Source organism: Cupriavidus sp. 2SB, from assembly GCF_005503625.1.
GTDB lineage: Bacteria > Pseudomonadota > Gammaproteobacteria > Burkholderiales > Burkholderiaceae > Cupriavidus.
Map to the genome: position 1 here is coordinate 1 of NZ_SCMX01000081.1, position 13784 is coordinate 13784.

The window sequence follows — 13784 nt, forward strand, 5'->3', positions numbered from 1 at the left end:
TTGTTCTGGGTGAGACATGACCGGAATCCTGGGAGCGGCACGACAAAAAAGAGGTGCGTGCCAAACGGTATTCGCACAGCGGGGCAGCCGCCTGTGACGGAGAAGTGGCAGCAGTATGCCGCATCGCGATGACAGGGCGACCCGCCGAATGGTGGGATGGCGCCAGTCGAGGCGCGTCATGGGATGCAAGCATAATGTGCGGCCGTCACCCCACCTATTTCAGGGCTGGACGGTTTTATTACAGCGGATTACCAGCGACGCGGGTGTAACCTCCAGAAACAAAACGGCCGGGCCGATTTGCAATATGTGGCGGCTGGCCTGTCTATCATTCGGCTATGCGAACGAACCAGCCTACCCAGATCCTCGTCGTCGACGACGATCCCGAACTGCGCGACCTCCTGCGCGAATACCTGACGTCCCAGGGCTTTGCCGTCTCGGTGCTGCACGACGGCGACGGCCTGCAGGCCCGCCTCGAACGCGAGCGGCCCGCGCTGATCGTGCTCGACCTGATGATGCCCAAGGTCGATGGCCTGACCGCGCTGCGCAACCTGCGGGCCAAGAACGACGACATTCCGGTGATCCTGCTGACCGCGCGCAGCGACGAGATCGACCGCATCGTCGGCCTGGAAATCGGCGCCGACGATTACCTCGGCAAGCCTTTCTCGCCGCGCGAGCTGCTGGCGCGCATCAACGCCGTGCTGCGCCGCAAGCTGGCCCGGCCCGCCGCCGCGCCGGAAGACCGTGAATCCATCGCCTTCGGCCCGTTCCGCGTGAATTTCCGTCAGCGGTCGCTGGAGCGTGCGGGGCAGGCCGTGTCGATCAGCGATACCGAGTTCGCGCTGCTCAAGCTGCTGCTGATGCATCCGCTGGAAGTGCTGTCGCGTGAGCGCATTGTCGAACTGATGTACGGCACGGCCAACGGCATCAGCGATCGCGGCATTGACGTGCAGATCTGGCGCCTGCGCCGGCTGCTCGATGAGGATGCGCAGCGTCCACGCTATATCCAGACCGTGCGCGGGCGTGGCTACACGTTCGTGCCCGACGAGGCCGAGGACAGCATCCTGCAATGAAGCTCCGCATCGACACCCTGTTCGGCCGCATGGCGCTGCTGATTGCTGCCGTGCTCGTGATCAGCCATTTCTCGTGGCTGGCAATCCTGCGCATGGATCGCCGCCAGCAGCAGATTGACTATTCCGTCGATCAGATGATGTTCCAGCTCGACAGTATCGAACGGGCGCTTGATGCCAAGCCGCCCGTGGCGCTGCCGAGTCTGATCGAGGTGTCCGAGACGCCGGGTGTCGATCAGCAGGCCGGTCAGCCTAACCCTGGCCGTCCGCGCCGGCTGGTGGAGCAGTTCACGCGGCGCTTGCCGCAGGGCACCGAAGTGCGGCTGGAGGACGAACTGTCCACGCCGCGCCTGTGGATCAAGCTGCCGAACCGCAATCGCTGGATCGCCATGCCGATCCTGTTCGTCCACAATCCGCCGCCCGATAACCGCCTGATGCCGGGCGTGGTGCTGGTGGTGGGCGTGGCGATTATCTTCGCGCTGTTCGTGGCGTGGCAGATCCAGCGCCCGGTGCGCGACATGGCGGAAGCGGCGGAGAAACTGTCGCGCCAGCAGGCCGTGCCGCCGCTGCGCGAGCGCGGTCCGCACGAACTGCGCCAGTTGATCGAGCGTTTCAATCGGATGGTGGCGGACCTGTTCCGCATCGACCAGGAACGCAACACGATGCTGGCGGGCATTGCCCACGACCTCAAGACCCCGCTGGCCCGGCTGCGGCTGCGCGCCGAGATGCTGTCCGATCCCAAGGCCGCTGCGGGCGTGACGCGCGATGTGGAATCGATGTCGGCCATCGTCGAACAGTTCCTGACGTTTGCCCAGAGCAGCGAACCGACCGCACGGCCTGTGCCGGTGGATAAACGCATCCACGAACTGGCGGCGTCGTTTCTGGAGCAGGAGCGCCATGTCGTGCTCGAACTCATGGCCGGCGACGGCTTCCGCATGATCGCCACGCAGCTTGACCGGATCATCGGCAACCTCGTGGACAACGCCTATGCCTACGGCGAGCCGCCCGTCTATGTGGCCACGGCGCGCACGCATGAAGGCTGGCGCCTGACCGTGGAGGACCAGGGCCCCGGCATTCCCGAAGACGCCATCGAGCGCGTGACGATGCCTTTCGTCCGGCTCGATCCGGCACGCGGCGGCAATGCGCATTCGGGGCTGGGCCTGGCGATCGTGGATCGGCTGGTCAGGCAGGGCGGGGGGCGACTATCGATCAGCAACCGCGAAGAAGGCGGGTTGCGCGTGGAGATGGTGTTTCCGTTTGCAGCGCTGGCGCAGGCGGCTTAGGTTCGCCTTTCTCTCACCGATTGTTTTCTCCCCTCTCCCGCCATGCGGGAGAGGGGAGCAAAAACAGTGAGGGGTTCAACCCCTCAAACCTTCTTCTTCTCCCCAATGCGGCTTTCCTTGCCCGCCAGCAGCTTTGCGATATTGCTGCGATGGCGCGCGATCAGCAGCACGCTGATCACGAGGACCGCGCCGGCGATGATATCCACGCCGAACATCAGCACGTAGAAGAACGGCGCGAAGATCGCGGCCATCAGGGCGGCCAGCGAGGAATAGCGGAAGAAGACCGCGATGATGAGCCAGGTGGCCAGCGTGCCGGCGCCCAGCAGCGGCTCGATGGCGAACAGGATGCCGGCTGCGGTGGCGACGCCCTTGCCGCCCGCAAAGCGGTGAAAGACCGGGAACAGGTGACCCAGGAACACGGCCAGCGAGGCCAGCGCGAGGCCGGTGTCGTCCAGGCCGTAGCTGGCGCCCAGGTGCTTGGCCAGCATGACGGCCACAAAACCCTTCAGGCCATCGCCGATCAGCGTCAGGATGGCGGCTTTCTTGCTGCCGCTACGCAGCACGTTGGTGGCGCCGGGGTTGCCTGATCCATAGGTATGGGGATCGGGCAGGCCCATGGCCTTGCTGACCACGACGGCGAAGGACACCGATCCGATCAGGTAGGCGAGGACGGCAAACAGCAGGTTGGCGATGGTGGGCGACATGGGTCTTGTGGCGTGGGACGGCTCTGATTTTGGGCTGGCGCGATTGTAGCGCGGCGCCGGGATAGCGGGCGGATCAGTCGGGCAGGGCGCACTCGACGGGCTTGGCTTCGAGCAGGTCAGTCAGCGCCGATGGCGCGATGCTGACCAGATAGCCGCGACGTCCGCCGTTGATGTAGATCGTGTCCAGCGCCAGCACCGAGGCTTCCACATAGACCGGCATGCGCTTCTTCGTGCCGAACGGCGACGTGCCGCCGACCATGTAGCCGCTATGGCGCTGGGCCACCTCGGGCTTGCACGGCTGCACGCTCTTGCAGCCAATCTGCCGCGCGAGGTTCTTGGTCGAGACCGAGCAGTCGCCATGCATCAGCACGATCAACGGCCGCGCGGCTTCGTCTTCCATCACCAGTGTCTTGATCACGTTGTGCTCGGGCACGCCGAGCTGGCGCGCCGATTCGCCGGTGCCACCGTGATCCACGTAATCGTAGGGATGTTCGCCGAACGTGACACCCTGCTTGCGCAGCATTTGCGTGGCGGGGGTTTCGGAGACGTGCTTGCTTTTGCTCATGATCGGGATTTCCGCACGTCAGCCGCGCGGATGGTGTTGCAGGTGCAGTTCGCGCAGGCGCTCGCGCGCCACGTGCGTGTAGATCTGCGTGGTCGAGATATCGGCATGGCCCAGCAGCATCTGCACCACGCGCAGGTCCGCGCCGTGATTCAGCAGGTGCGTGGCAAAGGCGTGCCGCAGCGTGTGCGGGGAGAGCGGCGCGTGAATGCCGGCCTCGCGCGCATGTTTCTTGATGAGGTGCCAGAACGCCTGGCGCGTCATGCCCTCGCCGCGCTGCGTGACGAACAGTTCGTCGCAGGCGCGGCCCGCGAGCAGGGCGGGGCGGGCTTCGGCGAGGTAGTCGCGCAGCCAGTCGCCGGCCTGCGCGCCGAACGGCACCAGCCGCTCCTTGTTGCCCTTGCCGCCCACCACGCGCGCTACCCCTTCGTTGAGTCCGATCTCGATCGTCTTCATGTTGGTGAGTTCGGACACGCGCAGGCCGCTCGCGTACATCAGTTCGAGCATGGTGCGGTCACGCAGGCCCAGCGGCGTATCGGTGTCGGGGGCTTCCAGCAGTGCCTCGACATTGGCTTCGGACAGCGTCTTCGGAAAACGCGGTGGCTGTTTGGCAGGACGCAGCAGCAGGCAGGGATCGGCCTCGATCATGTGCTCGCGCAGCGACCACTGGTAGAAGCGCCGGAACACCGTGAGGCGGCGATTGGCCGAAGACGCCCGCGTCTCGCTGTGGCGCGCGGCAAAGTAGGCGGTGAGCGCGGTGTCGTCCACGGCCAGCAGCGTGGACGTTTCGCTCTCGTGAAGCCAGCGCGTCAGCAGCGCGAGGTCGCGGCGATAGGCGTCGATGGTGTTGCGGGAGAGTCCGTCTTCGAGCCACAGCGCGTCACAGAAGCGGTCGACCAGTGACAGGTCGTCATCGAGCCCCGCCGTCATAGCAACATCGCACCTTCGTGACGCAGCAGCCAGCGCTTGACGCCCAGATGGAAGCCTTCCTCGCCATGGTGCGCAAAACCACCCAGCCCATTGGCGGCCACCACGCGATGACACGGAATCACGATCGGAAACCAGTTCTGTCCGCATGCCTGACCCACTGCGCGCGGCATGCTTTGCAGAGATTTGGCGATGGTGCCGTAGGTCGTCAGCCCGCCACGCGGCACGGCGGAAATCGCCCCCCAGACCTTGCGCTGGAAGTCGGTGCCGCGCGCGGCCAGCGGCAGGTCGAAAACGAAGTCGGGGTTGTCATAGTAGGCGGCAAGCTGCGTCGCCACGCGCTGTAGCAATGTGCCGACGGGAGCAATCTCGTCGAAGCTGTCAGGCAGATAGACGATCTCATGCACCTGATCGCCAATGACGCGCACGCCAACCTTGCCGAACGGCGCAGGCAGGATGGCATCGAACTTGGGAGACATGGCGGTGAGAGAGGGCGGAAATACGGAATTCTATGCTGATTTTGGCTTGCCACTACTCCCGGTTTGCTCCCCTCTCCCGCGAGCGGTCCCCTCGGTTTGCTCCCCTCTCCCGCGTGGCGGGAGAGGGGCGGGGGAGAGGGCCAGCCGTTCAAATTGCCGATATGGCCAGCCGCAGCGCGCGCCACAAAACAAACAAGGACCACATCGCTGTGGTCCTTGCCTGTATGCGTCAGGATTTCAACCGCCTGCCCTCACCCCCAACCCCTCTCCCGCTGTGCGGGAGAGGGGAGCGAGTCAGCAGCAGCCTGATGCCCTTACTGCTCCAGCTTGATGTTCTGAACCTTCACCAGGTTCTTCATCTTGTCGAATTCCTTCTTGATTTCGGCGGCGTGCTGGGCCGGGGTGTTGCCCGACGGCTCGGCGCCAGCGGTGCGCAGGCGCTCCGCGAAGCCCTTGTCCTGCAGGGCCTTGACCACGGCGGCGTTCAGCTTGGCGATCACGTCGTCAGGCGTGCCGGCCGGTGCCACCAGGCCGTACCAGGCCGGGTCGTTCGGCTCCTTGAGGCCCATTTCGCCGAAGGTCGGCACGTCGGGCAGGCCCTCCACGCGCTTGTTCCAGGCCACCACGATCGGGCGCAGCTTGCCGGCCTTGATGTAGGGCATCGACGACGGCAGGTTGTCCACCATGATCGGCACCTGGCCGGCCAGCACGTCGTTCAGTGCCGGGCCCGCGCCACGGTACGGGATGTGGACCATGAACGTCTTGGTCGAGACCTTGAACTGCTCGCCCAGCATGTGGCCGAAGCCGCAGGTGCCCGACGATGCGAACGAGTACTTGCCCGGGTTGGCCTTCAGCACGGCCAGGAACTCCTTGTAGTCCTTGGCCGGGAAGCTCGGGTTGACGGCGATCACGTTCGCCACGTTCGCCACGTTGGCGATGGGCTTGAAGTCCTTGATCGGGTCGTACGACAGCTTCGGGTTGCAGGCCGGGTTCACGGCCATGGTCGACACCGTGGAGATACCGATCGTGTAGCCGTCCGGGGCCGACTTGGCGATGGCGTCGGCACCAATCGAGCCACCGCCACCGGCGCGGTTCTCCACCACCACGGGCTGGCCCAGGATGCGGCTCATCTGGTCGGCCACGCCACGGCCGACGATGTCGGTCGTGCCGCCCGGTGCAAACGGAATGATCAGGCGGATCGGCTTGGTGGGGTAGGCGGTCTGGGCGTGTGCGACCGATGCCACGGAGGCAACGGCGGCGATGGCCACGGTCAGGATGGTTTTGCGAGCTTGCATGAGAAGAGAGTCTCCCGTCATAAGGCCGGACGGATCGCGTCCGGCGAGGTTGCATCAACTGGAGCGCCATGGGCGGGTTGCCATGGCACGCCGGCTTACCGGATCAGCCGCCCAGCAGTCCGCGCTTGAGGTTGCGGTCCACCGGGTGCTCACCCAGGAAAATGCGCAGCACAGCCTGGTAGAAATCCTCGCCATGAATCGCTTGTCCGCGAGGGATGCCGTTCAGCGTGATGGCCGTGCCGCCGTCAGGCGTGAAATCGAAATTGATGATGTCGCCGCGATGCGCCGGGCCTATCTGGGCCATCGTGCGCTCCAGTTGCGACACCCGGTCGGACAACAGCTTGAGCTGCAGTTCCGAATGATTCTCGCGCAGCCCTTCGTTGAGGGCTTTTACGAATGCCGTGGTTTCCACCTCGCGCAGCGGCCGGATCTGCAACCGCTTCGGACCCGGCGTGACCAGCGCCAGCGTGGCATTGCGCGCGCGTTCCGGCAGGTAGAGTCCCGCCGCATAGCCCTTGACGATAAAGGCCTGCCGCAGCCCGGTGCCGTTGAGCGGCAGTTCCTTGCCACCCAGGCGCGCCGCATCGTCGAACCGTACGCCGCCGATCTCCATGGCCGAAGCCGTGGGCAACAGCGCACCCAGCACCAGCGCGGTACACAGCGAGGCGGCAAGGCGGCGGACGTGCCGCGTGCGGAGGATTCGGGACTGCGCGGACTTCATGGCTACGACGATGTAAGACGGCAAACAACCGCGGCTGCCAGTGCGGGCAGGACTGCGGGCAAGACGAAATTCAGCGTGCCATGCTGCAGGAATTCTGAAAAAATACCCATCCGTATCTGCCCTAGCCTTCACTTTCGACGAAGCGGGTCGTCAGAACCCACGATAACTAGAGAAACATTCGAGACATGTCTGCCGCGCTGCTGCTGGTGCCGGACTTCAGCCTGATCCTCATCGGGTGGCTGCTGGTGCGCTACACCCCGTTCGACCGGGCCTTCTGGGGTGGCGTGGAACGCCTGGTCTACTTCGTGCTGTTCCCCGCTTTGCTGTTGCAGTCCACCAACAGCGCCACGTTCGATTTCTCCTCCACCTCCGCCATGCTGGGCCTGGCCGTGGCCACGATGACCTTCGGCATCGCCACCGGCTATCTGGTCAAGTTCGTGTTGCGGCCAGACCCGGTGGATTTCGCCTCGGGCCTGCAGACTGCGTTCCGCTTCAACTCGTATATCGGCCTGGCGCTGGCCGCGCGGCTCGGCGGCGGCGAGGGGCTGGCGCTGATGGCGCTGGTGGTGGGCGTCACGGTGCCCGCGTGCAACGTGGTGGCCGTCTGGGCGCTGGCCCGCCACGGCGAGGCCAAGCTGCTGCGCGAGCTGGCGCGCAACCCGCTGATCCTGGCCACGGCCACGGGGCTCATCACGAACCTGCTGGGGCTGCATCCGCCCGATGTGGTGGCGATGACGCTGAACCGGCTCGGCTCCGCATCGACGGCGCTGGGCCTGATGACCGTGGGCGCGGGATTGCAGATCAGCGGCGCCACCGGCACGCTGGGGCCGATGGCTTGGTGGACCGGCGTGAAGCTGCTGGCCATGCCGTGCTTCGCGTGGATCGTCGGAAAGTATCTGCCGCTGACGACGCTGCAGTATCAGATCGTGGTGCTCTACGCCTCGCTGCCCACCGCATCGAGCGCGTACATCCTGGCTGTGCGGATGGGCGGCAATGGGCCGATGGTGGCCGCGACGATTTCCGCGATGACGATTGCGGCGGTGGTGACCACGCCGTTCTGGTTGGTGCTGGTGGAATGAATTTTCCCTGCCGTGTTTTGCTCCCCTCTCCCGCGTGCGGGAGAGGGGCGGGGGAGAGGGCCAGCGCATCAAGTCCTGACCAGGCTTGTGACGGGCGAAACGCCGGCCCTCTCCCCTAACCCCTCTCCCGCTCGCGGGAGAGGGGAACCAAAACAGTTGGGAGTGGCGAGGTTTCCTGCCCCAGCGCCCACTCGATATGCTCCCGCACCAGCGGTGTCGCCTCATCCAGACGCGCCATCAGCGCCGCACGAATCCGCTCCGCCAGCACCGGATCATTCGCCCCCGCACTCCGCAGTCCATTCCCCAGGCCCACTGCCAGATTCCGCAGCCACCGCTCGTGTCCGATACGTCGGATCGGACTACCTTCGAGCCGCTGGTTGAACTCCGCATCGGTCCAGTTGAACAGGTCCACCATGTCGGGCGCGTCGAAGCCGTTGCGCACATCAAAATCGGGCAGCGTGGCGCGGTGCGCGAACTTGTTCCAGGGGCACGCTACCTGGCAGTCGTCGCAGCCGTAGATGCGATTGCCCATCGGCGCGCGCAATGCTTCCGGGATGGCGCCCTTGTGCTCGATCGTCAGGTAAGAAATACAACGGCGCGCGTCCAGCCGGTAGGGCGCCAGGATAGCCTGCGTGGGACACACGTCGATGCAGCGGCGGCACTGGCCGCAATGCGGTTCCGTGGCGGGATCGGCCGGCAGCGGGATATCGACGAGGATCTCGCCGAGGAAGAACATCGAGCCACCCTCCCGATCCAGCAGCAGCGTGTGCTTGCCTCGCCAGCCGAGTCCGCCCTGGCTGGCCAGCGCCACTTCCATGACGGGTGCCGAATCGGTAAAGACGCGGTAGCCGAACGCGCCGATGGCGGTCTCGATGCGCGCGGCCAGTTGCTGCAGGCGGTTGCGCAGCACCTTGTGATAGTCGCGGCCCCGGGCGTAGAGCGAGATCACGGCCGTGGCCGGGTCGTCGAGCCGGGCCTGTTCGTGGCCGCGCCAGTCGTCGGGACCCTGCGCGGGCAGGTAGGGCATGCGGGCCACGATGGCACGTACCGTACCGGGCACGAGTTCGCCGGGACGGGCGCGCTTTGTACCGTGGTTCGCCATATAATCCATGTCGCCGTGGTAGCCCGCCTGCAGCCACGCCAGCAGGCCCGCTTCGGCATGCCGAAGGTCCACGTCCGCGATGCGGACCGCATCGAAACCGAGTTCGGCGCCCCAGGCGCGAACGGACGCCGCCAGCGCAGCCAGGTCCGCCTGCGAAGCATCGGAGGCTTCGGAAGCTGGACTGGCATGCGCCGGCGCGGGATCTGTCTCTGTAGATTCGGGGGACGGGGCGGGCACTGCACGGTCGATCATCCCTGAATTGTACGCAATGCCCCTGCTCGAAGAACGCATCCTGCCGCTGCCTGACGAAGCCGCCACCGAACGGTTCGGCGCTGCGCTGGCCGGAGCCGTCCGCAATATGCCGCCGTGCACGGTCCATGTGCAGCTTTCCGGCGACCTGGGCGCGGGCAAGACCACGCTCTCACGCGCCGTGCTGCGCGCGCTGGGCCACGCCGGCAAGGTGCGCAGCCCCACCTACACGCTGTGCGAGCCCTACGCCGTGGCGCGCGCCGACGGCTCGCCGCTCACCGTCTACCACTTCGACCTGTACCGCTTTGCCGATCCCGAGGAATGGATCGACGCTGGCTTCCGGGACTGTTTCGCCGAACCGGCCTTCAACCTGGTGGAGTGGCCCGAGAAAGCGGGGCGACTGTTAGGGGAACCCGACCTGCACGTGTTGCTCCAATCGGACAACCGTGTGCAATCCGCGGTTGAAAATGGCGCCAATCCAGCCGATAACGATGCCGAAGCGGGCGCCGATCGTCGCATGGCCACCCTGCGCGCCTATACTGCCCTTGGACTTACCTTGCTGAACGCATGCTGATCAAGCGACTTGCCACCGACCGACCCGATGGACCCGACGGACTGTTCCAGGCCCGCCGCAAATGGATGGCGCAGGCCCTGAAGGTCAGCGCCGGGGCGGTTGTGCTGACGCTGGCCGGCCCGCAGATTGCGTCGGGCGCCGGCATCGTCGCCGTGCGCGTCTGGCCCGCCGAGGACTACACGCGCGTCACCATCGAATCCGACGAAAAGCTCGTCGCTGTCCACCAGATGATCCGCAACCCGGATCGGCTGGTGGTCGATATCGACGGGCTGGATCTCTCGCCCACGCTGCGCGAGCTGGTCGCCAAGATCACGTCGAATGACCCATACATCCAGTCCGTGCGCGTGGGCCAGAACCGCCCGAAGGTCGTGCGGATGGTGTTCGATCTCAAGGAAGACGTTTCCCCGCAGGTGTTCACGCTGCTGCCGATTGGCGACTATCGCAACCGGCTGGTGTTCGACCTGTATCCGGTCAATCCGCCCGATCCGCTCTGGAAACTGGTGCGCGATACCGAAGACAAGCAGCGCCGCTTTGCCTCTACGCCACCGCCGCACGGCGCCGAACAGCAGATCGCAGGCGCCCCGGCCGGTGCCGAGGAAGACGCGATTGGCGCCATCGTCCGCAAGTTCGAGGATCGCGGCCAGTTGCCGCCGGCCACGACCGCGCCGCCGCCCGTGGTGGCAACCGTGAAGCCGAAGCCCACGCCCGAGAAGCCCGCCGCCGTGGCGGTGCCGCCGCCGGTGGCACAAACCAACGTACCGCCGCCAAGCCAGTTCAAGATGCGCCGCCTGCTGACCGTGGCGCTCGATCCGGGCCATGGTGGTGAAGACCCCGGCGCCACCGGCGCAGCGGGTTCGCGCGAGAAGGACGTGGTGCTGCAGATCGCGCACCGCCTGCGCAAGAAGATCGATTCCGAGCCGAACATGCGCGCCATGATGACGCGCGATTCGGACTTCTTCGTGCCGCTGAACGTGCGCGTGCAGAAGGCCCGCCGCGTGCAGGCGGACCTGTTTGTCTCGATCCACGCCGATGCCTTCGTGCAGCCCACGGCAAGCGGCGCCTCGGTGTTTGCATTGTCCGAGCGCGGCGCATCGAGTTCCGCTGCGCGCTGGCTGGCGAACAAGGAAAACAACGCCGACCTGATCGGCGGCACAAACATGGGCAACAAGGATGCCCAGGTCTCGCGCGTGCTGCTCGATCTCTCCACCACGGCGCAGATCAACGACAGCATGCAGGTCGGCAAGGCCGTGCTGCAGGAGATCGGCGGCATCAACCGGCTGCACAAGGGCAGCGTGGAACAGGCCGGGTTTGCCGTGCTCAAGGCACCGGACATCCCATCGATCCTGATCGAGACCGCCTTCATCAGCAATCCCGAGGAAGAACGCAAGCTCAACGACGACGCCCACCAGGAACAACTGGCCAACGCCATCCTGCGCGGCATCAAGGCGTATTTCGCGAAGAACCCGCCGCTGTCGAAAAATCCGTCGGTGTAGTGCTCAATTACTCCCGGTTTTCTCCCCTCTCCCGCGAGCGGGAGAGGGGCGGGGGAGAGGGTCAGCAGTTCAAATGGCGATGTGGTCGGCAAGCAGACCCTCCAGCCCTCTCCCCCAACCCCTCTCCCGCCATGCGGGAGAGGGGAGTACAAACAAGGCAGGAGCAAGCAGCAACAAAAAAACGGCGCCAAAGCGCCGTTTTTTCATTACCGCAGCAAACTCAAATCAAGCCCGCACCGCCCCCCGTTCCTCCACATCGTCCCGCTGCGCATAGCGCGACGCGATGACCGAGCAGACGATCAGTTGCAACTGGTGATACACCATCAGCGGCAGCACCAGCAGGCCCAGAGCCGGGTGTCCGGCAAACAGGATCTTGGCCATCGGGATACCGTTGGCCAGGCTCTTCTTCGAGCCGCAGAACACGGCAGTGATCTCGTCTTCGATCGAGAAACCAAGGCGACGTGCGACGAAGGTGGTCGTGCCGAGAATCACGAACAACATCACGGCGGCGATACCCATCACGGCACCAATGGTCTGCCACGAATACTGGTGCCACAGGCCCGCAGCGGTGGCATCGCAGAACGACGAATACACGATCAGCACGATCACGCCGCGGTCAATCTTGGTTGTGATCTGCTTCTTGGTGGCCAGCCACTTGCCGATCAGCGGACGTGCCGCCTGGCCCAGCGCAAACGGCAGCAGCAGTTGCAGCGCCACGCCCATCAGTGCACGACCCAGCGGCATCGAGGCGCCGCTGGCGCTGATCACCAGACCCATCAGCAGCGGGGTCAGCGCCATACCGATCAGGCCGGAGATGGTGGCGTTGAAGATGGCGCCCGGTACGTTGCCGCGCGCCATCGACGTCATGGCCACGGAGGACGACACGGTGGACGGCAGCGCGCACAGGTAGAACACGCCCAGCAACAACTCAGGCGGCAACTGGTTGCGCAGCGACAACATCAGCAGCACACCCACGATCGGGAACACGATGTACGTGAACGACTGCACGAACACATGCAGGCGCCAGTGCTTGGCACCGGACACGAGCTTGTCGCGCGACAGCGCCGCGCCGTGCAGGAAGAACACCAGCGCGACCCCAAGACTGGTCACGGTGCCAAGTTGCAGCGGGCCGTCACCGGCACCGATTTCGGGTGCGAGCAGCGCCACGCCGATAGCGCAGAGCATGATCAGCACGAACCCGTCGATAAGGTCGTAGATCTTTTTGAAAGGGGCGAGGATGGCTGACATTGGGGATAGTGCTTAAGGGTTTCCGCTTGGTATTGTTCGCTTGTCTTGTCTAGAATGCAAATTCATTTATTGCATCCATATATTTCCTAGTTGCATGAATTACACACTGCGGCAGTTGCGGGTTTTTCTCGCGGTGGCGGCGCACGGCAGCTTCAGCCGGGCGGCAGATGCCGTCGGCCTCACCCAGCCCGCCGTCAGCCGCGGGGTGGCGGAGCTTGAAGAGGCGCTTGGCATACGTTTGCTCGACCGCACTACGCGCGAGGTGGTCCTGACCGATGCCGGCACCGCGCTTGTTCCCGCTCTGGAGCGACTTCTGGGCCAGCTCGACGACACGCTGGAAGAGACCCGCCAACTTGGCGAGCGTTATCGGGGGAGGGTGGTGATCGCCAGCGCGCCTACGATCTCGGCGCGGCTGATGCCGATGTACGTGTCGGCCTGCGCGGCCGAGTATCCGGAAATCCGGCTATATGTCCGCGACAACGTGCAGGCCGACGGCCTGGAACAGATCCGTGCGGGGGCAGTGGATTTCGGCGTGCTGATCGATCCGCTGACCCGCGACGGCCTGACGATATCGCCGCTGGCGACCGATCCATTCTGCTTCGTCTGCCGCCGCGATCATCCACTGGCGCAGGCCGAATCGGTGCCCTGGCGTGCACTGCATGGGGAGCGGCTGGTGCTGCTCGACTTTGCGTCCGGCAGCCGGCCGTTGATCGATCGCATCCTGGCTCGCCATGGCGTGGTGCCCCACGTGGTGCAGGAGCTGGGGCATTCAGCCAGCGTATTCGGGATGGTAGAGGCGGGGATCGGCGCCTCGGTGCTGCCGTCGTTCTCGTTGCCGTTGCCGGCGGCGTCGCCGCTGGTCGCGCGGCCATTGACGCCGCGCGAGGACCGCAACATCGTCATGGTCCGACGTGAGGACCGCTCGCTATCGCCAGCCGCCGCCGCAGTCTGGAACATGGTCCAGACCATGCCGATTCCAGCCGAAGCGGTGACTGACTGAC

General features: G+C 65.3%; 14 protein-coding genes. 6 read left to right on the forward strand and 8 right to left on the reverse strand.

The features are described 5' to 3' along the window. Positions 1-335 precede the first annotated feature (335 nt). Positions 336-1070: a response regulator gene (locus tag FFS21_RS26590; RefSeq protein ID WP_137927691.1), complete on the forward strand. Its 735-nt coding sequence runs from the start codon at positions 336-338 to the stop codon at positions 1068-1070. Beyond that, positions 1067-2350 (forward strand): ATP-binding protein, encoded by a 1284-nt coding sequence (locus tag FFS21_RS26595; protein WP_137927692.1) that lies wholly within the window; start codon positions 1067-1069, stop codon positions 2348-2350. The genes FFS21_RS26590 and FFS21_RS26595 overlap by 4 nt, the downstream gene beginning before the upstream one ends. Before the next feature lie 83 nt (positions 2351-2433). On the opposite strand, the gene plsY is transcribed toward FFS21_RS26595, so the two are convergent. The 6 genes from plsY to FFS21_RS26625 all read right to left on the reverse strand — a co-directional run bounded on the left by plsY (position 2434) and on the right by FFS21_RS26625 (position 7038). After that, on the reverse strand, positions 2434-3054 hold the full coding sequence (plsY, locus tag FFS21_RS26600) for a glycerol-3-phosphate 1-O-acyltransferase PlsY (protein WP_137927693.1): 621 nt from the start codon (positions 3052-3054) through the stop codon (positions 2434-2436). Between the two features lie 73 nt (positions 3055-3127). After that, positions 3128-3619 (reverse strand): Cys-tRNA(Pro) deacylase, encoded by a 492-nt coding sequence (gene ybaK / locus FFS21_RS26605; protein ID WP_137927694.1) that lies wholly within the window; start codon positions 3617-3619, stop codon positions 3128-3130. An 18-nt stretch (positions 3620-3637) separates the two neighbouring features. Beyond that, complete coding sequence (xerD, locus tag FFS21_RS26610) at positions 3638-4546, reverse strand: site-specific tyrosine recombinase XerD (RefSeq protein WP_137927695.1); 909 nt, start codon at positions 4544-4546, stop codon at positions 3638-3640. After that, entirely contained in the window at positions 4543-5022 is a 480-nt protein-coding gene (locus FFS21_RS26615) for a methylated-DNA--[protein]-cysteine S-methyltransferase (protein WP_137927696.1), read from the reverse strand. Before FFS21_RS26615 ends, xerD begins: the two co-directional genes overlap by 4 nt. A gap of 314 nt (positions 5023-5336) precedes the next feature. Next, positions 5337-6317: a tripartite tricarboxylate transporter substrate binding protein BugE gene (locus FFS21_RS26620; RefSeq protein ID WP_137927697.1), complete on the reverse strand. Its 981-nt coding sequence runs from the start codon at positions 6315-6317 to the stop codon at positions 5337-5339. Between the two features lie 103 nt (positions 6318-6420). Then, a complete protein-coding gene (locus tag FFS21_RS26625) occupies positions 6421-7038 on the reverse strand; it encodes a chalcone isomerase family protein (RefSeq protein ID WP_137927718.1) in 618 nt (205 codons plus the stop codon). Positions 7039-7223: 185 nt separating this feature from the next. On the opposite strand from FFS21_RS26625, the gene FFS21_RS26630 reads away from it, so the two are divergent. Further along, positions 7224-8117, forward strand: a complete 894-nt coding sequence (locus FFS21_RS26630; RefSeq protein ID WP_137927698.1) for an AEC family transporter — start codon at positions 7224-7226, stop codon at positions 8115-8117. A 115-nt stretch (positions 8118-8232) separates the two neighbouring features. On the opposite strand, the gene queG is transcribed toward FFS21_RS26630, so the two are convergent. After that, positions 8233-9471, reverse strand: a complete 1239-nt coding sequence (queG, locus tag FFS21_RS26635) for a tRNA epoxyqueuosine(34) reductase QueG (protein ID WP_137927699.1) — start codon at positions 9469-9471, stop codon at positions 8233-8235. A 16-nt stretch (positions 9472-9487) separates the two neighbouring features. On the opposite strand from queG, the gene tsaE reads away from it, so the two are divergent. Next, entirely contained in the window at positions 9488-10042 is a 555-nt protein-coding gene (tsaE, locus tag FFS21_RS26640) for a tRNA (adenosine(37)-N6)-threonylcarbamoyltransferase complex ATPase subunit type 1 TsaE (RefSeq protein WP_137927700.1), read from the forward strand. After that, positions 10036-11535: an N-acetylmuramoyl-L-alanine amidase gene (locus FFS21_RS26645; protein ID WP_137927701.1), complete on the forward strand. Its 1500-nt coding sequence runs from the start codon at positions 10036-10038 to the stop codon at positions 11533-11535. Before tsaE ends, FFS21_RS26645 begins: the two co-directional genes overlap by 7 nt. 225 nt (positions 11536-11760) lie before the next feature. Here the strand turns inward: FFS21_RS26645 and FFS21_RS26650 are convergent, their stop codons facing one another. After that, a complete protein-coding gene (locus FFS21_RS26650; protein WP_137927702.1) occupies positions 11761-12783 on the reverse strand; it encodes a bile acid:sodium symporter family protein in 1023 nt (340 codons plus the stop codon). A gap of 94 nt (positions 12784-12877) precedes the next feature. Here FFS21_RS26650 and FFS21_RS26655 point away from each other — a divergent pair, with 94 nt between their 5' ends. Next, positions 12878-13783 (forward strand): LysR family transcriptional regulator, encoded by a 906-nt coding sequence (locus tag FFS21_RS26655; protein ID WP_137927703.1) that lies wholly within the window; start codon positions 12878-12880, stop codon positions 13781-13783. Position 13784 lies beyond the last annotated feature (1 nt).